This is a genomic window from Nonomuraea terrae (assembly GCF_044465245.1).
GTDB lineage: Bacteria > Actinomycetota > Actinomycetes > Streptosporangiales > Streptosporangiaceae > Nonomuraea > Nonomuraea terrae.
The window spans coordinates 1134837-1153482 of the sequence record NZ_JBITLL010000003.1 but is presented as its reverse complement, the minus strand read 5'-3'; the positions used below and the strand labels follow the sequence as shown (position 1 = coordinate 1153482).

The following is an 18646-nucleotide window of genomic DNA, read 5'->3' as shown; positions in this document are numbered from 1 at the left end:
AGGCACTGTCATGACAGAAACGACCGCGGGCACGGCCGTCATCCCACGCCTGAAGCCGCCCTACGACCCGGCGGAGCTGGACGACGCGGTCAAGAACCGCGGCGCGGTCATCCTCTGCGATGCCTACACCGAGCAGGAGTGCGACACCCTGCTCGGGCAGATCGCCGAGCACAAGCGCAGCCACCCGGAGGAGTGGGAGTACACGGCCCGCTCGATGCTCGGCACCTACCAGGGTCCCGACACGGCCACGGCGCTGCACCTGCTCGTCGGCGCCATCCCGTGCGCCGCCGGGATGGTCGTCCATCCGGACATCCTGGGCTGCGCCCGCAGGCTGCTCAAGCCGCTGTCGGACACCGTCCTGCTGACGCTGACGGAGTACATCGAGCGCCGGCCCGGAGCGCCCGCCCAGGGGCTGCACCGCGACACGGTCGCCTGGCCGCACATGCCGGTGGGCGAGCACCCGATCATGTTGACGGCCATCGCCGCGATGACGGAGTTCACCGCCGCCAACGGGGCCACCTGGGTGGTGCTCGACAGCCACGGCGGCCTGGCGAGCGACGCGGCGCCCGGCTGGGAGGGCGCGGTGCAGGCCGAGATGAACCGGGGCGACGTGCTGCTGTTCCGCGCCGACCTGTTCCACGCCGGCGGCGCGAACACCACCGACTCCGACGTGCGGCACTTCTTCTCGATGGCCTACCAGGTCGCCTGGTTGCGCCAGATCGAGAACAGCACGCTCAGCGTTCCGCCGCGCGTGGCGGCGGAATTGGCGGAAGACGTCCAGGAACTGCTCGGCTATTCCCACGAGCTGGTGCTCGGCCTGTACAAGGGGGGCGACCCGAAGAACGCGCTGCGCGTCAGCTGACCTGCGGGGTCGGCTCGTACCGGCTCCGCATCAGCCGCCGCGCGACGACGGTGGCAAGCAGCGATGGCGCCGCCACGGCGACGGCGAAGGCCACCTGCCCGGCGGCCGCCATCAAGAAGGAACCCAGGAATATCCGGTCGAGAACCACGATCTCATGGGCGCGCAGCCCGACCTGGCGCGGAAAGGGCCGGGGCGCCTCCAGGATCCGCTTGAGCGATATTCCGCCGAGAATCACGGCCGGAAGAAGAGCGAGGTAATAGACGGGGAGATCGACGCCGCTCGCGGCCGGCGAGATCAGCGGCCAGCCCAGCCCGATGGACACCCAGCCGAGAGAGAACATCGTCAGCGCGCGGACGGTCGCGTCGTCGCCGCGCTTGACGGGGTAGCTGAAGTAGCCGCCGGCGCGGTCACCGTCGCGGTCGCACAGCGCCCCCAGCAGGTTGGAGCCCGAGTCGTGCACCCAGAACATCAGGGCCAGCGGCAGCAGCACGGGCTCCGGCAGCGGCTGCACCATCATCGACCCGAACAGCAGCGTCAGCGCGGTCGGCAGGCCGCGGCTGACGTTCCCCCACAGGCCGCGCCCCTTCAGCACCTTCGCGTACGCGATGCCGAAGACGGTGGCGGGGATCACCAGGAGAAAGGTGAACGGATTGGCCAGCGCCGCGAGGACCGCCCCGGTCCCGATCAGCGCCATCATGAGGTATTTGGCGGTGGCCGCGGGAATGCGCCCGGACGGTACCGGGCGGTGTGGCTTGACTTTCGCGTCGAGTTCGCGGTCGAAATAGTCGCCGCCGTACAACGAGGCTATCCAGGCGAGGGTGGGGACGAGCCAGGCGAGTAACAGGCTGCCCGGCCCCGCTCCCGGATCGGTAAGAATGGCGCCGCTCATTCCCACTAATCCCACGTAGAAAACTGTGTCGGGTCGGCACGCCTCCAGATGGGCGAAGAATCGCACGCGAATACTGAAAGAACCAGACATAGCTGAGTACTATACCGATATGCCGCTGGGAACGGGAGTTTCTCGGATGAATAAAAAAACGCGGACCGCGCATATCGTCGGGGCCGGTATCGCCGGCCTCGCCACTGCGATAGGTCTGGCCAATCGGGGATGGTCCGTGCGCGTATTCGAGCGGAGCCCCGTCCTGCGGACGACCGGCGGCGGCATCGGACTGACCCCCAACGGCCTGCACGCCCTCAACGCCCTCGGCGTGGGGGAGAGCGTGCGGCGGTGTTCGGTGGTCCAGGAGGAAGGCGGCGTGCGGGCGCCCAGCGGCAGGTTCATCGCCCGCAGCCGGCTGGAGTTCGTCGAGCGGCGCTACGGCGAGTCGATCCGCTCCCTGCTGCGCACCGACCTGGCACAGGCGCTGGAGGCGGCGCTGCCGGAGGGGACCGTGCGCTACGGGGCTCGCGTGGAGGACATCAGGCCCGGCGACGCGGCCACCCCGGCCGAGCTGATCGTCGCCGGCGAGTCCCTGACCTCCGACCTGGTCGTCGGCGCCGACGGCATCCGGTCCGCCGTGCGGCGCTGCCTGTACCCGGACCACCCCCCGGTCCGCTCCTGCGGCGCCGTCAGCTGGCGCGCCGTCGTCCCCGCCTCGGGGATGGCGCCCGTCGCCGCTGAGACGTGGGGCGCGGGACTGCGCCTGTCGATCCTGCCGTTACCCGGCGACCGGGTGCACTTCTCCGCCTTGGCCTGCTCCTCGCTCTGGCGCTCGGTCCGCGACTCCCCGGACGGGCCGGCTCGGCTGTTCGGAGACTGGCACGACCCCATCCCGCTCATGCTGCGCCGGGCGACCCACGAGACCACCTACTTCGACCAGATCGAGGAGCTGCCGCGCCCGCTGGACGGCTTCGCCCGCGGCCGGGTCGTCCTGGTCGGCGACGCCGCACACCCGATGGCGCCCAACGTGGGCGTGGCCAACCTGGCGCTGGAGGACGCCGTGGAGCTCGCCCACACCGTCGGCGACGCCGGCGACTGGGACGCGCTGCGCGCCGGCCTCGCCCGCTACGACCGCGTCCGGCGTCCCCGCACCATCCGGATGAGCCGGATGTCACGCCGGATGGGCCGGTTCGCCGAGATGAGAGCTCCGCTCGCGGTGGCCGCCCGCAACGGCGGCGTCTGGCTCGGCGGTTTCCTGCCCGAGGTGGTCTCCCGGCGCTTCATGGACTCCATGGCCGGCTGGACCCCTCCGGCGGCCAGGACCGCGCGGTGACGGCGCCGGCGCGTCTGGAGGTGCCCTCGGTGGACGCGTGGCTCGCCGAGCGCCGCCGGGAGAACACGCTGCGCGTGCGCCGGGTCCCCCTGGACGCGTTGCGTGAGTGGCGCACCGACCCGGAGACCGGCGACCTGCGGCACCGCAGCGGCCGGTTCTTCACCGTGGAGGGCATCCGCGTCCGCGACTCGTCACTGGAGTTCGACGCCTGGGACCAGCCCCTGGTCGTCCAGCCGGAGTACGGCGTGCTCGGGCTGCTGCTGAAGGAGGTCGACGGTCGGCTGCACGGCCTGTTCCAGGCCAAGGTCGAGCCGGGCAACGCCGGCGGCACCCAGCTCGCCCCCACCGTGCAGGCCACCCGGAGCAACTACACCCGCGTCCACGGCGGCCTGCCGGTGCCCTACCTCGACAGGTTCCTCGGAACGACCCGCCGCCGGCGCGGGCGAATCCTGTTCGACTCCCTCCAGTCGGAGCAGGCGTCCTGGTTCCTCGCCAAGCGCAATCGCAACATGGCCGTCCTGCTCGCCCCCGGCGACGACGTGCCCGTGCTCCCCGGCCACCACTGGGTGCCGCTGGACGACCTCGGCCCGCTGCTCCGGCGCGACGACCTGGTCGGCATGGACGCCCGCAGCGTGCTGTCCGGCCTGGTCGCCGCACGGCTGCCCAGCGGTCCGGAACGCCCCCACCACGACGACCGCGAGCTGCTGAGCTGGTTCACCGAGGCCAAGGCCGGGGACGCCACCGTCCGGCGGCGCATCCCGCTGCGCGAGGTCCGCGACTGGGTGCGCACCCCCGAGTCGATCCACCACTGCGAGCACCGGCACTTCGCGGTCATCGGCGTCGACGTGGAGGCCACCGGCCGTGAGGTCGAGCGCTGGTCCCAGCCCATGCTGGCGCCGACCGGCGCCGGGGTCGTCGCCCTGCTGTCGCGCCGCGTCGACGGCACCCGGCACTACCTCGTCCAGGCCCGGTCCGAGGCGGGCTGCCTCGACGCCGTCGAGATGGCCCCCACCGTCCAGTGCCAGCCCGGCAGCTACGCGGGCCTGCCCGCGAACCGCCGGCCGGCGTTCCTGGGCGAGGTGCTGTCGGCCCCGCCCGAGCGGATCCTCCTGGACACCGTCCAGTCGGAGGAGGGCGGGCGCTTCTACCACGCTCGCAACCGCTACCTGATCGTGGACGTCGGCGAGGACTTCCCGCTCGACGTCCCCGACCGCTTCGCGTGGGTGACCGCGCGGCAGCTGACGACCTTGGTGTGCTACGCCAACCACCTCAACGTCCAGGTGCGCACCTTGCTCACGCTCCTGGGCTTCGCCGCGGCCGACGAGACAGCACGGGAGGCTGAACAGTGACCACCTACGTGTGGGGCTACCTGGAGGAGTACCACGAGGAGCGCGAGGACATCCTCGACGCCGTGCAGACCGTGTTCGGCTCCGGCCGGCTCGTGCTGGGCCCCAGCGTGGAGGGGTTCGAGCGGGAGTACGCCGCCTACCACGGCCTGCCGCACTGCGTCGGCGTGGACAACGGCACCAACGCGGTCAAGCTCGGCCTGGAGGCGCTCGGCGTGGGCCGTGGCGACGAGGTGATCACCGTGTCCAACACGGCCGCGCCCACCGTCGTGGCCATCGACGAGGCGGGTGCCACCCCGGTCTTCGTCGACGTCGATCCCGTCACGTATCTCATGGACACCGCCCAGGTCGAGGCCGCCGTCACCCCGCGCACGCGGGCCGTCGTGCCGGTGCACCTGTACGGGCAGTGCGTCGACATGGCGCCGCTGCGGCGCCTGGCCGAGGCACACGGGCTGGCGCTGCTGGAGGACTGCGCCCAGGCCCACGGTGCGCGCCACCACGGCCGGCTGGCCGGCACCATGGGCGACGCGGCGGCCTTCTCCTTCTACCCGACGAAGGTCCTCGGCGCCTACGGCGACGGCGGCGCCGTCGTCACGGCCCGCGACGACGTCGACCGGAATCTGCGCCGCCTGCGCTACTACGGCATGGAGGAGACCTACTACGTGGTGGCGACCCCAGGGCACAACTGTCGGCTGGACGCCGTGCAGGCCGAGATCCTGCGCCGCAAGCTGCGCCGTCTCGACGGCTACATCGCCGCGCGGCGCGAGGTAGCCCGTCGCTACGCCGAAGGGCTGGGCGACCTGACGGGGGAGAGCGGCCTGGTGCTGCCGGCCATCGCTTCGGGCAACGACCACGTCTACTACGTCTACGTGGTCCGCCACCCACGGCGGGACGCCATCATCGAGGCGCTCAAGGGCTACGACATCTCGCTCAACATCAGCTATCCGTGGCCGGTCCACACGATGACGGGCTTCGCCCACCTCGGTTACGCCACCGGGTCGCTGCCCGTCACCGAGTCGCTGGCCAAGGAGATCTTCTCCCTGCCCATGTACGCCTCCCTCACCCCGGATCTGCAGGACAAGGTGATCAGCGCGCTGCGCCAGGTGCTGGAACGGCTCTGACCGGTGCGGGGCACGACCGGACATCGAATGAAAGAGGAGAAACGTGTACGGCACGGACTATGCGGAGATTTCTGACCTGATGTACCGGGGCCGCGGCCGGGACTACCGGGCGGAGGCCGAGGAGGTCGCCCGCCGCGCCCGCTCGCTGCTGCCGGACGCCCGGTCGCTGCTGGACGTCGGCTGCGGCACCGGCGCCCACCTGGAGGAGTTCGCGGACCTGTTCGAGGACGTGGCCGGGCTGGAGCTGTCGCAGGACATGCTGGCCGTGGCCCGGGTGAAGGACCTGCCGTGCGTCTGGTACCACGGCGACATGCGCGCCTTCGACCTCGGTCGTCGCTTCGACGTGGTGACCTGCATGACGGGGGCGATCGGGCATGTGGAATCCGCCGCGGAGCTGACGCGGACCCTGCAATGCTTCGCCCGTCACCTGTCGCCGGGCGGGGTGGTCGCGGTGGACCCGTGGTGGTTCCCCGAGACCTTCAGCGACGGCTACGTCGCGGGTGACGTGGTGACCGTCGGCGAGCGGACCGTCGCCCGGGTGTCTCACGGCAGGCGCGAGGGCGACTGCTCGCGTACGGAGGTGCACCACGTGATCGCCACCCCGGGCGACGGCGTGCGGCACTTCTCGGAGGTCCACCTGGGCCGGCTGTTCAGCCGGGCGGAGTACGAGGCGGCGTTCGCCGGGGCCGGTCTCGCCGTCGAGTACATCGAGGGCCTGCACTCCGGTCGCGGCCTCTTCGTCGCCTGCCGTGGCTGAGCCACGGTCGTCGCAGCAAGCCACGGATGTCGAGGAAGGGCGAGTATGAAGGCACGTGCGTTGAACGTGGACGGCGCGTTCGAGTTCACCCCCCAGGTCTTCCCGGACGAGCGGGGGCTGTTCCTGTCGCCGTTCCAGGAGGCGGCGTTCGCCGAGGCGGTGGGCCGGCCGCTGTTCCGCGTCGCGCAGAGCAACCACAGCAGGTCACGCCGGGGCGTGGTCCGCGGCGTGCACTTCACCGTGACGCCCCCGGGCTCGGCCAAGTACGTGTACTGCCCGCGTGGCAGGGCGCTGGACATCGTCGTCGACATCAGGGTGGGCTCGCCGACGTTCGGCCGCTGGGACTCGGTGACGCTCGACCAGGACGACTTCCGTGCCACGTACCTGCCCGTAGGTGTGGGCCACGCCTTCGTCGCGCTGGAGGACGACACGGTCATGTCGTACCTCGTCTCCAGCGCGTACGTGCCGGAACACGAGCTGGCCCTGACGCCGCTGGACCCGGCGCTGGGGTTGCCGATCCCCGCCGAGCCCGCGCCGATCATGTCCGAGCGCGACACCGCCGCCCCCACGCTGGCCGAGGCGCGTGTCCGCGGCATGCTGCCCGAGTACGCCACCTGCCTGGCGATCGAGGGCCGGTCGTGACGGCGGACGACCGGCCGCTGGTGGTGGTCCTCGGCGCGTCCGGGTTCATCGGCTCGGCCGTCACCAGGGAGCTGGCCAAGCGGCCGGTCCGGCTGCGGGCCGTGGCACGGCGGCCGCCGCGCCCGCCCTCCGCCCCGGTCGCCGACGTCGAGTCACGCTCGGCCGACCTGACCGTCAAGGACCGGCTCGCCGAGGCCGTACGGGACGCGGACGCGGTCGTCCACCTGGTCGCGGCACTGTCGGGCGGCAAGAGCTGGCGCGGCGCCGACGACGACCCCGAGTCCGAGCGCGTCAACGTCGGCCTCGTCCGCGACCTCGTCGACGTGCTCGCGGACGGCAGCAGGGCCGGCAGCAGGGCCGGCGGCACGGCCGGACCGCCGGCCGTGCTGTTCGCCGGGACGACGGCGCAGGCCGGCACGACGGAACGGATACGGATCGACGGCACGGAGCCGGACCTGCCGGAGACGGCCTACGACCGGCAGAAGCTGCGCGCCGAGGAGGTCGTCAAGAAGGCCACGGCCGAGGGCGCGGTGCGCGGGATCTCCCTGCGGCTGCCCACCGTGTTCGGCCATGGCGCGGACTCGACGGCGGCCGACAGGGGAGTGGTGTCCGCGATGGCGCGCCGCGCGCTCGAGGGCCGGCCGCTGACGATGTGGAACGACGGCTCGGTCCTGCGTGACCTGCTCTACGTCGACGACGTGGTCCGCGCCTTCGCCGCCGCGCTGGACAACGCCGAGCCGCTGGCCGGCAGGCACTGGCTGCTGGGCACCGGCGCGGCCCGGCGGCTCGGCGACGTGTTCGCGCTGATCGCCGAGGTGGTGTCCGCGCACACCGGTCTGCCGCCGGTGCCGGTGACGGTCGTCGAGCCGCCCGCGGGCGCTGCGCGCAGCACCGACTTCCACAGCGTGGAGGTCGACTCCTCGGCGTTTCGCCGGGTCACCGGCTGGCGCCCGGAGGTGCCGTTGCGCGAGGCCCTGACCCGCACCGTCGCCGCCCTCGCGTCGTCGTCCGTCCCCACCCGATGACAGAGCCGGCCGGGCGGGGCACGCGGGTGTCCCGCCCGGTGCGCATGTCGCCGGGCGGGACACCCCCTGTCCAGGGCCGTGCCGTGAGCGGGGTCAGACCGGCGTCCCGGCGGGCGGGGTGGCGGCGACCGGACTCTCCAGCTCGGTCGCCTTCGGCAGGCGCGGGATCCAGTACAGGCCGATGCCCGCGGCCACCACAGAGAAGCTCAGCAGCAGCGAGAACAGCACCGTCGGGTTGTTGGTGGCCAGGGTCGGCGTCACCACCGCGAACAGCGCCGCGAGCACCCGCGCGAACCCCAGCGTGATGCCCTGAGCGGTGCTGCGCAGCAGGGTGGGCACCAGCTCCTGGGTCCACACCTTGTACATCAGGTCCCCGGAGAACGACGCGCCCACCGCCGACAGGATCAGCGTTCCCGCGATGGCCACCGCCGTGGGCCCGAGAAGCAGCGGCAGCGCGAAGCCGATCACTGAGACGACCGTGCCGAAGACGAACCAGCCCCGGCGCGCCGGCCGGTCCACGACGCGCAGGAAGATCAGCATGCCGGCGAGGGAGATCGGCAGGGCGACGAAGCCGAAGATCGCCAGCGACTCGACGCTCTGGTGCGACAGGTTGACCCAGATGAAGGTGCTGAACTGGCCGAAGGTGTTCGCGTCGAGATTCCAGATCGCGTAGTACAGGCCCGTCGCCAGCACGGTGATGACCACCGGCGGCGCGAAGAGCTGCCGCAGGGCGGCGAACTGGATCTCCTCCGAGCGGCCGGCGTCGATCAGGTCCGCGGTGCGGCGCTGCGCGGCCGACCACTCGGCCGACTCGCGCAGGCCCAGCCGGAACACCAGCACGATGACCGCGGTGACCAGCAGCTGCCCGTACAGGATTCGGGCGCCCATCGCGCCCATGTGGGAGACCACGATGGTGAGGATGCCGGGCACGATCGTGCCGATCAGCCAGAGCAGGCCGGACAGCCCGATCATCCGGCCCTTCTTGCCCTTCGGCGCCTCCTCCGCGATCAAGGCCAGCGACACCGGCACATCCGCGCCGATGGCGAAGCCGACCAGCACCACGCCGGCGTACAGCATGGCCGGCGCGGCGGCGCCGGTGAGGACCGCCATGCCGACCACGTAGAGCGACATCGTCAGGATGAACACCCGGCGCCGGCCGAACCGGTCGCCGAGCCGGCCGCCGACGACCGCGCCGGCGGCGAAGCAGAACGTGAGCAGGCCGGAGATCATGCCGATGGTCGCGTCGTCGAGCTGCAGAGCCGACTGGTACAGGACGAGGACCGTGCCGGTGCTGATGGTGGCGCCGGCGTCGAGGTAGGCGCCCATCCCCGCCAGGAAGGCGGTCCGCCACGGGCGGGCGGACGACGTGGCGGGCGAGGACGCTGGAGAGGGTGGGACGGTCGATGACATGAGGCTCCTCAGGGGGACGCGACGGTTCGTCGAGAGCGCCGCGGGCGGGCCGGCCCGCCCGCGGTCACGTCAGCGGCGGCGCCGCTCGACCAGCCGCTCCAGCTCGTGGACGGCTTCCGCGGGTGTCGGCACCGTCTGCTGGTCCTTCTGCAGCTGCTCGGCGGCGGTCTTGAACGACGGGTCCTCCAGCACGCGGCGCAGGGCGCCGGCGATCGACTCGGGCGTCACCTCTTCCGGCGGGATGCAGATGCCGGCGCCGCGCTCCTCGATGCGCCGCGCCAGCATCGACTCGCCCCACAGGTTCTCCGGGGCCATGACCTGGGGCACGCCGTGGATCAGGGCGGTGCCCATCGTGCCGTAGCCGACGTGGTTGACGATGGCGTCGCAGCTCGGCAGCAGGGCGTTCAGCGGCACGAAGTCGAAGACGCGGACGTTGTCCGGCACGGTCACGCCCTGCAGCTGGTCTGCGTTGAGCGTGGCGATCACCTCGGCGTCCAGCTCTCCCATGGCCCGCAGCAGCTGCTGGATCTTGTCGGTGTCGTGGACGCCGGCGACGCGCGAGCTGGCCCCGAGCGACAGGCACACGCGCTTGCGGGTCGGCGGTTCGAGCAGCCAGTCCGGGTACGTGGACGACCCGTTGTAGGAGGTGAACCGGACGGGTACGGTCGGCAGGTCCAGCGGGATGCTGAGGAACGGCGGGTACGGGTCGAGCGTCACCTGGCCCGTCAGCAGCTCCTCGTCGAAGTCCACCCCGAAGGGCGCGCCCCGCGCGGCCAGCCAGTCGGCCACCGGGTCGTCCTGCGGCCCGTCGGGATCCTGCGCGCGCAGCTCGTGGAACCGCGCGCGCATCCGCATGGCATGGTCGACGCCGACGAGCACGCGGGCGTGCGCCGCGCCGACGGCCTTGGCGGTGATGGGGCCGGGGAAGGTCAGGAAGTCCCAGATCACCAGGTCCGGCTTCCAGTGCTCGGCGAACGCGACGAGATCGGTGAGCATCGCCTCGTTGGCCAGGTAGTCGGGGATGATGCAGCAGTGGAGGCCGAGCGCGCCCTTGACGTAGTCGAGCGTCAGCAGCTCCGGCCGGGTCTCGGCGATGTCGTAGCCCATGCCGTACGGCGTGCCGTCGTCCGGCAGCTCATCGAGCGAGCTGACGAGTCGCGTCATGTCCATCTCGTCGCCGACCGTCACGGCGGTCAGACCGGCCTTGACAATGTCGTCGTGGATGTCCGGGCGGGCGGCCACGACCACTTCGTGGCCGGCCGTGCGCAGGGCCCAGGCGAGCGGGACCAGCACATAGAAATGCGAAGTCACCGGATAGCATGTGATTAGTACGCGCACCACTTACTCCAAACCTTGCCGTTGCTTCGCCGCCGAAAACCGGCGAAGGTGGGATGCGGCCCGATTCCGGGCTTTCACCTGCGCGAACAGGCTATCGATCAAAGATGTGGCGACCCACCCCTAATCACCCCCTAACACCCCCCTAAATCACCCGTCCGGCCATGTCCGAGATGCCGGTGAGCGGTTACCTTGATGAGGCTGGAGATGTATATCTGCAGCGATTTTCTGTTATTCGATGTCATTCGCGTCGAGATGCTTTTACGCGTGAATGAGCAATGGGAGGAAATGACGATGACCGCTGAGCCGACCTCCGCCGACGTGGGCGCCTACTACGACCGGGTCTCCGACATGTTCGCCGCGGCGATGGGCGGCAATGTGCATGTGGGCTATTGGCACGACGAGAGCGACGACAGCTCCATCGAAGTCGCCACCGACCGCCTGACCGACATGGTGGGCGAGCGACTGGCGCTCTCCCAGGGGCAGCACGTCCTGGACGTCGGATGCGGCAACGGCAAGCCGGCCCACCGGATCGCGACCAGGAACGGCGTCCACGTCACCGGGATCACGATCAGCGAGCACCAGCTCCGGCAGGCGCTGGAGCGCGTGAAGGACGCTCCGGACCTGCTTCGCTTCGAGCTCGCCGACGCGCTGCGGCTGCCGTTCGGCGACGGCTCCTTCGACGGCGTCTTCGCCATCGAATCGCTGGGCCACATCGCCGACAAGATCACCGCGCTCGGCGAGATGGGGCGGATCGTGCGGCCGGGCGGGCGCCTGGTCTTCGCCGACCTCACCGGCGTGCTCGGCGAGGACGGCCAGGCCGGTAAGGAGACCGAGGCGTCCGCTCAGATGTTGATGGTGGCCGGGCTGCCGACGGCCGACCAATACCGCGAGCTCATCCAGGCGGCGGGCTTCGACGTGCTGGAGGTCGTCGACATCGGGGAGAACACCCGCAAGACGTATGACCACGTCGCGGACGTCCTGAAGGCCACGGCCGCCGACTTCAAGGCCGAGGGGCAGGACGTCCCCGACGACGCGGAGCTGGAGGAGCTCTCCGACTCCGACGAGATGACCTACGTCCTCATCACGGCCGTCCGCCGCGCGGAGTGACTCCCTCGTTGCGGTACAGCGCCTGCCAGTAGAAGCTCCACGGTGGGGCCCAGGCGTTCGCGACGTCCCGCCAGCCGGCCCCCGGCCGGTACGCGGCGACGAACGCGGGCGCCGCGGCCCGCACCGCCTCGCTGTCGTGCACGTCCAGCACCTGCTGCATCAACCCGGTCTCCATGGCGTGCCGGACGGCCTCGGCGCCCTCCGCGTGCCCGTCCAGGCTCGAGTCCAGGTACTTGCCGACCGGGTTCTTGACGTAGAACCAGGCGCTTCCGCGGTCGATGAGGGACAGGTAGCCGCGCACGGTCTCCGGGTTCATCTCGGCGAAGGAGTCGATGTTGAGGCACAGGTCGATCCGCAGTGGCCCGGCCACGGCGTCCACGTCGCCGATCTCGACGAAGGTGATCTTGTCGTACCGTTCGCGGTCCAGGACGGTGCGCAGGTACTCCCGGCTGAGCCGCAGCGTGCTCCTCAGATCCACGATGTGGTACGAGGCGATGTCGTAATTCGACAGCAGCAGGTGACAAGTCCGGCCGTACCCGGCGCCGATCTCCATCACCCTGCCGCCCCGCAGGTCCACCCGGTCCTCCAGGAAGCCCGCCTCCAGCGTGGCCTGCAGGTAGTCCATGCAGACGTGCCGGCCCTCGTGACGCACCTGGATGGGATCGCCGTAGTCGCGGTTGCGGGTGGCCCCCAGCCTCTCCCAGTCCCGCGGAGTCAGCGTCGTGCACAGGTTGTAGACGAGCGTCTTGAGAAACCGGACGCCGTTCGTCTCCGGGTTCCACAGGGAGATCTTGTGGTTGGGCCGGCCGCTCTTGAAGGTGGCCAGGTCGATCTCCGCCTCCTCGAGCCACTCCCTGCTGATGCGATCCCACTGGCGGCTGGGCTGGTAGCCGGTGCTCATGTCGTCTCCTCACTACGTGGGGCGGGGCCTGAGGCCGGGCCTCGAACGGGCCTCGGGAGGGCCTCGGGCGGGCTAGGGCCGGGCATCAGACGGGGTCGGTCAGGCTCACCGGCACCTTCGCCGGCAGGTCGGTCCGCCGGTTGATGCGGAGCTTGCCGTAGATGCGGGTCAGGTGCTGCTCGACCGTGCTCTCGGTGATGTGCAGGTTGCGGCCGATCTCCCGATTCGTCAGACCACGGGTGGCGAGCACCGCCACTTTCCGCTCGGCCGGGCTGAGCGCCTCCAGGGACGCCGGCCGTTCGGGCGGCCGCCGCGTCAGCCGGTCCCGCAGCGGGACCGCGCCGCACTCGCCGGCCAGGCTGATCGCGTGCCGCGCCAGCATGCCCGCCCGCTCGCCCTGCCCGGCCGCCTCTCCGGCGCGCGCCAGCTCGCCGTAGGTCAGCGCCAGCTCGTACCGGTCGCCGCACGCCTGGAACAGCTCGGCCGCCTCGCGCAGTAAGCCCAGCCGCTCCCGGATCGGGGCGGCCGCGGCGAGCACGCGCAGGCAGGCGCCCCGGACGCGCGGCTGATCGCCGCCGGGCAGCTCCAGCTGCTCGCGGGCAAGCTCGCACGCCGCGTCCAGGCCGCCCGTCCGCGCGTGGACCTGAGCCAGCTCGACACGCCAGGGCACCACCTCGGGGTGGTCGAGTCCCCAGGCGATGGCCAGCCGCCCCGCGGCCGCGAAGTCGTCGAGCGCGGCGTGCGGCCGGTCGGCCGCGGCGTGGTGCCGGCCGCGCGCGTGCAGCACCTCCAGCCAGTACGCGGTGCTCCGGACGGCGTCGGGCAGCACACGGCGCAGCACCGAGGCGGCCTCGGCCGCCTCTCCCATCCCGGTGGCGGCCAGGACGAGCTTGGCCAGCGGCGAGCCGACGGCCACCCCCCAGCCGTCGCCGGGCAGCGCCGCCAGCGCCGCGCGGGCGTGCCGGGCGGCGGCCGGGAGGTCACCGCGGGCCAGCGCGATGCCCGCCTCGGCGTCCAGCAGGACGGCACGCCAGGTGGGCCCCGCCTCGGGGAGCAGCGCCTCGCACCAGTGGCCGGCGCGGTCGAGCCGCCCTGCCTGGACGAGCGTCTGGATGGCCGTGATCACCGCCTCGGGCGTGGTGCTGCCGAGCCGGTAGGTCTGCAACGTGTGCTCAGCGCCGTCCACCCCGCCGTCGCCTCCCACCCCAGCCCCGCCCAGCAGGTCCGCGCCGGTCGCCAGGCCCGCCCCGGGCCCGGCGACCGCTCCCGTGCCGCCTCCTGGGCCGCCGCGGCCCGTGCCGGGGCGGGGGACGATGGCGCCGGGCGGGATCTCCGGAAGACAGACGGTGACGGCGCTGAGCACGTTCGGGTGCCGGCGACGCAGCCACGCCACCGTCTGCCGGAGGTCGGCCGCTCCGGCCGGTACCGTGCGGCCGGCCGCTCGCTCAAGGACGGCCGCGGCGTCGGCGTGCCGCCCCACCCACGCCAGCGCCCGGACCGTCATCAGCGCGTCCACCGGGTCGAGGTGCCCGGCGGCGTCCGCCGCGACCAGGGCGTCCAGCTGCTCGCTCATCCCGGTCGGGTTCATCAGCCACTGCACGCGGGCCAGCGACGCCGTCAGCGACGCCTCCTTGCGGTCGCTGAGCCGCCCGCGCAGCGCCAGCCGCAGGCACCTGACCGCCTGCTCGGCATCGCCGCCGGCGCACTCCTGCTGAGCCGCCCGCTCCAGCACGTGCACGTACCGGGCCGGGGGCGGTGAGCCGGCCTGGACCAGGTGCGCGGCGATCTCCACGAGCGGCGCGTGCTCGGACTCCAGCACCTCGGCAGCGCGCAGACGCAGCGCGGCCGACAGGTCCGCGGGCAGGTCGCGCAGCACGGCGGAGCGAGCCCGCGGGTGCCGGAACTGCGGCCCCTGCACCAGCCCGCCGGCCTCCAGCCGCTCCAGCGCCGCCGCGACCGTGCCGCCCGGCTCGCCGGTCAGCCGGGCGATCGTCTCCGCGCTCGCCCTCGGCCCCAGCACCGCCGCGGCGCGGGCGGTCCGCACTGCTCCGGCGTCGTGCCGGTGCAGACACATCAGCACCGTTTCCTCGAACGAGCCGCCGATGACCGGCCCGCGGCCGCGCCTCCCGCGCCCCGCGCGGTGGTCGTCGATCAGGGCACGGACGATGAGCGGGTTGCCGCCGCTGAGCCGGTGGAACTCCGTCGTCAGGTGGGCCGGGCAGGAGGGCGATCCGAGGTTCGCCTCGATCAGCCGCTTCACCCCCTCCGGGGACAGGGGCTCCAGCCTGATCAGCCTGAAGTACGGCTGGCGGGTCAGCTCCGCCCTCAGACGCGCCTGACGGCGGTCGGCCGAGTCGCGCTGGTTGAGCAGCAACAACACCCGCGCCATTCCGATCCGGCGCTGCAGCGCGAGCAGGGTGCGCACCGACGTCTCGTCGGCGAAGTGCACGTCGTCCACGGCGATCACCAGGGGACCGGACCTGGCGAGCTTCAGCAGCGCCGCGCAGGCGCGCTGGACGAGCAGGTCCTCCGTCGGGTCGGCCGGTGCGCGCCCGCCCGCCCCGCCGGTGCGGTCGGCCAGGCCGGTGACGTCCTCGGCCACCTGTGCCACGGCGGGCGGCAGGTCCGCGCTGGAGAACAACTGGCCGACGACGCCCATCCGGACCGACCGGTCCTGGGCCGAGGCGGTGGCGTTGAGCAGCAAGGCCCCGGAGCCTCTCGCGTACTGCGCGAACCGATAGGCGAACTCGGTCTTCCCGGTGGCGACGCCGCCGCTGATCAGGACGACCTTGCCCCGTTCGCGGGCGCTTTCCAGGTAGTAGTGCCGGAGCCGTTCGAACAGCTTGCTTCGCTCAAACATGGGCCGTTTCTTCCGAGAGGCCTTGATCCAGTCAGCCCGTCAGTTCCTGCGCCACCTCCATCACGTAGCGGCCATAGGCGCTGCCGGCCATTGCGGCGCCGAGCCGGTAACAGGACTCGCTGTCGATGTATCCCTTGCGCAGGGCGACCTCCTCGATGCACGCGATCCGCACCCCTTGGCGCTCCTCCAGCGCCCGCACGTACAGCCCGGCCTGCATCAGCGACTCCGGCGTGCCGGTGTCCAGCCAGGCGAACCCGCGCCCCAGATCCACCAGGCGGGCCCGGCCCCGTTCCAGGTAGCCCCGGTTGACGTCGGTGATCTCCAACTCGCCCCGGGGCGAGGGGCGCAGGTTCTTGGCGATGTCGACCACGTCGTTGTCGTAGAAGTACAGGCCCGTCACGGCGCGGTTGGAGCGCGGCCGGTGCGGCTTCTCCTCCAGTGACACCAGGCGGCCCTGCTCGTCCACCTCCGCGACGCCGTGGCGGTGCGGGTCCTTGACGCGGTAGCCGAACAGCACACACCCCTGGACGTCGCGAGCGTGTTCCTCCAGCACGAACTGGAAGGCCGTGCCGTGGAAGATGTTGTCCCCGAGCACCAGGGCGACAGGATCTTCCCCGATGTGACCGGCGCCGATGATCAGAGCTTCGGCGATGCCGTTCGGCGCGTCCTGAGCGGCGTATCCGATCCGGATGCCGAGCTGGGAGCCGTCGCCCAGCAGCCGCTGGAACAGCGGCAGGTCCGACCGCCGGGAGATGAGCAGGATGTCGCGCACGCCCGCCAGCATCAACACCGACAGCGGATAGTAGATCATCGGTTTGTCGCCGACGGGCAGGAGCTGTTTGGAGACCGGTATGGTCATCGGGCTCAGGCGCGTTCCGGAGCCGCCCGCCAAAACGATGCCCTTCATTTATGGCATTCCCCTCACCAGGTTTCCGCCAGGAGGTCCGCTGCGGCCCCGCGGCCTCCTCACCCGAGGCACTCGCTCATGGCCGTGAACGTCTCCATCCGTTCTCGCTCTGCCGCGTAGTAGCGCAGCAGACCGTGCATCCGGTAGCGGTCGTGCGCCACCCGCCGCAGCATGCTCGCCATGCACAGCTGCTCCAGCAGCGGCTTGACCCGGTGGACGGCGGTGCCGAGCATCGCCGCCGCCGTCACGTAAGTGATCTCCGGCTCCGCGTGCCGGCCCAGGTAGCGGAACAGCCGGCGGGCGGCCGGCCGGAGCTTGCGGTAGGAGCTGTCGATCGCGTCCCGGATCGACAGCTCGTCGCCGTCCACCCGCAGCGCGGAGAGCCGGTCGCCATCCCGCAGCTCGGCCACGAAGCTTTCCAGCCGCCGGCCCGGCCGGACGATGAGGTTGGTCGCGGCGATCCGCAGCGCCAGCGGCAGGTGCCCGCAGAGCTCAGCCAGCACCGCCGCCGCCTCCGGTTCCGCGGCGACCCGCTTGCGGCCCAGCATGCCGGCCAGCAGTGCGGCCGATTCCTCCGGAGCCAGGACGTCGAGGTTGACCAGCGGTGCGCCGTCGCTCGCGGTCAGGCTCACCAGCTGCGTCCGGCTGGTGATCAGCACCAGACAGTCGGGATTGCCCGGCAGCAGCGGCCGGATCTGGGCCGTGGAGGCCGCGTCGTCCAGCACGATCAGCATCCGGCGATCGGCCAGCAGGGTGCGGAAGAGCGCGGTGGCCTCGGCCTGGGCGGCCGGTATCCGGTCGCGGGGCACGCCGAGCGCCGACAGCAGCCGCCCCAGCGCTTCGACGGGGCACAGCGGCGTGTGGGAGTTGCCGTTCAGCTCGAGGTAGAGCTGGCCGTCGGGGAACATCCCGCGGATCTCGTGCGCCCAGTGGACGCCGAGCGCCGACTTGCCGACGCCGGCCATCCCGGTGACCGCGATCACCTTCGCGCCGGTGCCCGTGGCCGTCGGGGAGACCAGGTTGCGCAACCGGTCGAGGGCCCGGCAGCGCCCGGTGAAACCGGCGACGTCGGGAGGCAGCTGGGCTGGGGCGACCATGCGCATCACCAGCGTCGACCGGTGCCTGGATTCGGTCTCGGGCACGGGCTCGGACGGAGCCTCCTGGCGAAGCACCTGCAGGTGGGCCGCCTTCAGCTCCTCGCTCGGGTCGACTCCGAGTTCGTGGCTGAGACGGGTGCGGATGTCGGAGAAGACCTGCAGCGCGGCCGCGCGCTGCCCGGAGCCGGCGAGTGCCAGCATGAGACGCGCGTGCATGCCCTCGTGCAGCGGCTCGCTGCAGGCCAGCGCGCGCAGATGCTCGACCGCCTGTTCCGGCCGGCCCGTCTGGATGGCCAGGTCGGCGTGGGCGAGCACGACCGCGAGCCGCTGGTGCGACAGCCGGATGGCGGCCGGGTGCTGGCGCAGCCCCGGAACCGTGTCGGCCAGCACCGGCCCGCGCCAGCTGCTCAGCCCCTGGTGGAAGAGGTCAAGAGCGCTCTCCTCGTTGTCGTCGTGCATCTCCCTGGCCCGGATCACCAGGTCGTTGAAGACGAACAGGTCCAGCTGCTCCGGCTCCACCGTGAGTTTGTAGCCCTGCCGCGTGGCGGTGATGTGCTGCTCTCGCGAGCTGGTCTGCCGGCTGCCCTCCAGCGTCTGGCGCAGCCGGGAGGCGTAGGAGTGGACAAGGCTGACGCAGGTCACGGGCGGATCGTCGCCCCACAGGACATCGATGATCTCGTCCCGGCTGACCACCTCGTTCGGTTGCAACGCGAGCAGGCCGAGCATGCAGCGCTGCTTGAGCGAGCCGATGTCGACCGTGCGCCGGCCCAGCCGAACCGTCAGGGAGCCGAGGATGCCCAGGCACAGGGCGCTGGAGTCGGCGTCCTTCTGACCGCGTGCCGCCGGCAGGCTCAACTGGTCGGGATCGACGCCCACGGCCTCCGCGAGGCTCCGCACGGACTCCTGCCGAGGCTGCTGCACCTCACCCCGCTCGATGTAGCGGACCGCGCGCACGCTGACCCCTGCTCGTTCCGCCAGTTCCCGCTGCGTGAGGCCCAACCGGGTCCGCCGTTCGTGCAGCAGCCGGCCGAACGAAGCGACATGCGGTTCCATGGTTTTC

15 protein-coding genes are annotated in these 18646 nt (G+C 71.8%); 8 read left to right on the top strand and 7 right to left on the bottom strand.

The genetic code is table 11. The annotated features are described in order from the left end of the window. Nucleotides 1–10 precede the first annotated feature (10 nt). Complete coding sequence (locus ACIBP6_RS17750; protein ID WP_397053287.1) at nucleotides 11–862, top strand: phytanoyl-CoA dioxygenase family protein; 852 nt, start codon at nucleotides 11–13, stop codon at nucleotides 860–862. Here the strand turns inward: ACIBP6_RS17750 and ACIBP6_RS17745 are convergent. Next, nucleotides 855–1841, bottom strand: a complete 987-nt coding sequence (locus ACIBP6_RS17745) for a UbiA family prenyltransferase (RefSeq protein ID WP_397053285.1) — start codon at nucleotides 1839–1841, stop codon at nucleotides 855–857. The two genes, ACIBP6_RS17750 and ACIBP6_RS17745, sit on opposite strands and share 8 nt — an antisense overlap. A 19-nt stretch (nucleotides 1842–1860) precedes the next feature. Between ACIBP6_RS17745 and ACIBP6_RS17740 the strand changes: the two genes are divergently transcribed. The 6 genes from ACIBP6_RS17740 to ACIBP6_RS17715 are packed head-to-tail and all read left to right on the top strand — an operon-like array spanning nucleotide 1861 to nucleotide 7966. Further along, the gene (locus tag ACIBP6_RS17740; protein ID WP_397053283.1) at nucleotides 1861–3075 is read left to right on the top strand and encodes an FAD-dependent oxidoreductase; all 1215 of its coding nucleotides are present in this window, start codon (nucleotides 1861–1863) and stop codon (nucleotides 3073–3075) included. After that, complete coding sequence (locus ACIBP6_RS17735) at nucleotides 3072–4424, top strand: NDP-hexose 2,3-dehydratase family protein (RefSeq protein ID WP_397053281.1); 1353 nt, start codon at nucleotides 3072–3074, stop codon at nucleotides 4422–4424. The genes ACIBP6_RS17740 and ACIBP6_RS17735 overlap by 4 nt, the downstream gene beginning before the upstream one ends. Further along, a complete protein-coding gene (locus ACIBP6_RS17730) occupies nucleotides 4421–5542 on the top strand; it encodes a DegT/DnrJ/EryC1/StrS family aminotransferase (protein ID WP_397053279.1) in 1122 nt (373 codons plus the stop codon). The genes ACIBP6_RS17735 and ACIBP6_RS17730 overlap by 4 nt, the downstream gene beginning before the upstream one ends. 43 nt (nucleotides 5543–5585) lie before the next feature. Then, the gene (locus ACIBP6_RS17725; RefSeq protein ID WP_132609358.1) at nucleotides 5586–6299 is read left to right on the top strand and encodes a class I SAM-dependent DNA methyltransferase; all 714 of its coding nucleotides are present in this window, start codon (nucleotides 5586–5588) and stop codon (nucleotides 6297–6299) included. Between the two features lie 45 nt (nucleotides 6300–6344). Further along, nucleotides 6345–6941, top strand: coding sequence for a dTDP-4-dehydrorhamnose 3,5-epimerase family protein (locus ACIBP6_RS17720; RefSeq protein ID WP_132609356.1), 597 nt, complete (start codon nucleotides 6345–6347; stop codon nucleotides 6939–6941). Continuing rightward, complete coding sequence (locus tag ACIBP6_RS17715; RefSeq protein ID WP_397053276.1) at nucleotides 6938–7966, top strand: NAD-dependent epimerase/dehydratase family protein; 1029 nt, start codon at nucleotides 6938–6940, stop codon at nucleotides 7964–7966. Before ACIBP6_RS17720 ends, ACIBP6_RS17715 begins: the two co-directional genes overlap by 4 nt. A gap of 93 nt (nucleotides 7967–8059) precedes the next feature. On the opposite strand, the gene ACIBP6_RS17710 is transcribed toward ACIBP6_RS17715, so the two are convergent. Together ACIBP6_RS17710 and ACIBP6_RS17705 are read right to left on the bottom strand one after the other, a co-directional pair. Next, nucleotides 8060–9376 (bottom strand): MFS transporter, encoded by a 1317-nt coding sequence (locus ACIBP6_RS17710; RefSeq protein WP_397053274.1) that lies wholly within the window; start codon nucleotides 9374–9376, stop codon nucleotides 8060–8062. A 69-nt stretch (nucleotides 9377–9445) separates the two neighbouring features. After that, nucleotides 9446–10714, bottom strand: coding sequence for an activator-dependent family glycosyltransferase (locus ACIBP6_RS17705; protein ID WP_397053423.1), 1269 nt, complete (start codon nucleotides 10712–10714; stop codon nucleotides 9446–9448). A 291-nt stretch (nucleotides 10715–11005) separates the two neighbouring features. Here ACIBP6_RS17705 and ACIBP6_RS17700 point away from each other — a divergent pair, with 291 nt between their 5' ends. Continuing rightward, on the top strand, nucleotides 11006–11821 hold the full coding sequence (locus tag ACIBP6_RS17700) for an SAM-dependent methyltransferase (RefSeq protein WP_165970248.1): 816 nt from the start codon (nucleotides 11006–11008) through the stop codon (nucleotides 11819–11821). Here ACIBP6_RS17700 and ACIBP6_RS17695 read toward each other — a convergent pair. The 4 genes from ACIBP6_RS17695 to ACIBP6_RS17680 form a co-directional block, all read right to left on the bottom strand. After that, on the bottom strand, nucleotides 11796–12722 hold the full coding sequence (locus tag ACIBP6_RS17695; protein WP_397053272.1) for a putative sugar O-methyltransferase: 927 nt from the start codon (nucleotides 12720–12722) through the stop codon (nucleotides 11796–11798). The genes ACIBP6_RS17700 and ACIBP6_RS17695 overlap by 26 nt on opposite strands. 85 nt (nucleotides 12723–12807) lie before the next feature. Beyond that, nucleotides 12808–15582, bottom strand: a complete 2775-nt coding sequence (locus ACIBP6_RS17690) for an AAA family ATPase (protein ID WP_397053270.1) — start codon at nucleotides 15580–15582, stop codon at nucleotides 12808–12810. Between the two features lie 31 nt (nucleotides 15583–15613). After that, a complete protein-coding gene (gene rfbA / locus ACIBP6_RS17685; RefSeq protein ID WP_397053268.1) occupies nucleotides 15614–16489 on the bottom strand; it encodes a glucose-1-phosphate thymidylyltransferase RfbA in 876 nt (291 codons plus the stop codon). A gap of 59 nt (nucleotides 16490–16548) precedes the next feature. After that, nucleotides 16549–18639: a BTAD domain-containing putative transcriptional regulator gene (locus tag ACIBP6_RS17680; protein WP_397053266.1), complete on the bottom strand. Its 2091-nt coding sequence runs from the start codon at nucleotides 18637–18639 to the stop codon at nucleotides 16549–16551. Nucleotides 18640–18646: the final 7 nt, after the last annotated feature.

Bases quoted from the DNA above. Each gene is read 5' to 3' on its own strand.
- ACIBP6_RS17750 (WP_397053287.1), top strand. From the start codon at position 11: ATGACAGAAACGACCGCGGGCACGGCCGTCATCCCACGCCTGAAGCCG.
- ACIBP6_RS17745 (WP_397053285.1), bottom strand. From the start codon at position 1,841: ATGTCTGGTTCTTTCAGTATTCGCGTGCGATTCTTCGCCCATCTGGAG.
- ACIBP6_RS17740 (WP_397053283.1), top strand. From the start codon at position 1,861: ATGCCGCTGGGAACGGGAGTTTCTCGGATGAATAAAAAAACGCGGACC.
- ACIBP6_RS17720 (WP_132609356.1), top strand. From the start codon at position 6,345: ATGAAGGCACGTGCGTTGAACGTGGACGGCGCGTTCGAGTTCACCCCC.
- ACIBP6_RS17710 (WP_397053274.1), bottom strand. From the start codon at position 9,376: ATGTCATCGACCGTCCCACCCTCTCCAGCGTCCTCGCCCGCCACGTCG.
- ACIBP6_RS17700 (WP_165970248.1), top strand. From the start codon at position 11,006: ATGACCGCTGAGCCGACCTCCGCCGACGTGGGCGCCTACTACGACCGG.
- ACIBP6_RS17695 (WP_397053272.1), bottom strand. From the start codon at position 12,722: ATGAGCACCGGCTACCAGCCCAGCCGCCAGTGGGATCGCATCAGCAGG.
- ACIBP6_RS17690 (WP_397053270.1), bottom strand. From the start codon at position 15,582: ATGTTTGAGCGAAGCAAGCTGTTCGAACGGCTCCGGCACTACTACCTG.
- rfbA (WP_397053268.1), bottom strand. From the start codon at position 16,489: ATGAAGGGCATCGTTTTGGCGGGCGGCTCCGGAACGCGCCTGAGCCCG.
- ACIBP6_RS17680 (WP_397053266.1), bottom strand. From the start codon at position 18,639: ATGGAACCGCATGTCGCTTCGTTCGGCCGGCTGCTGCACGAACGGCGG.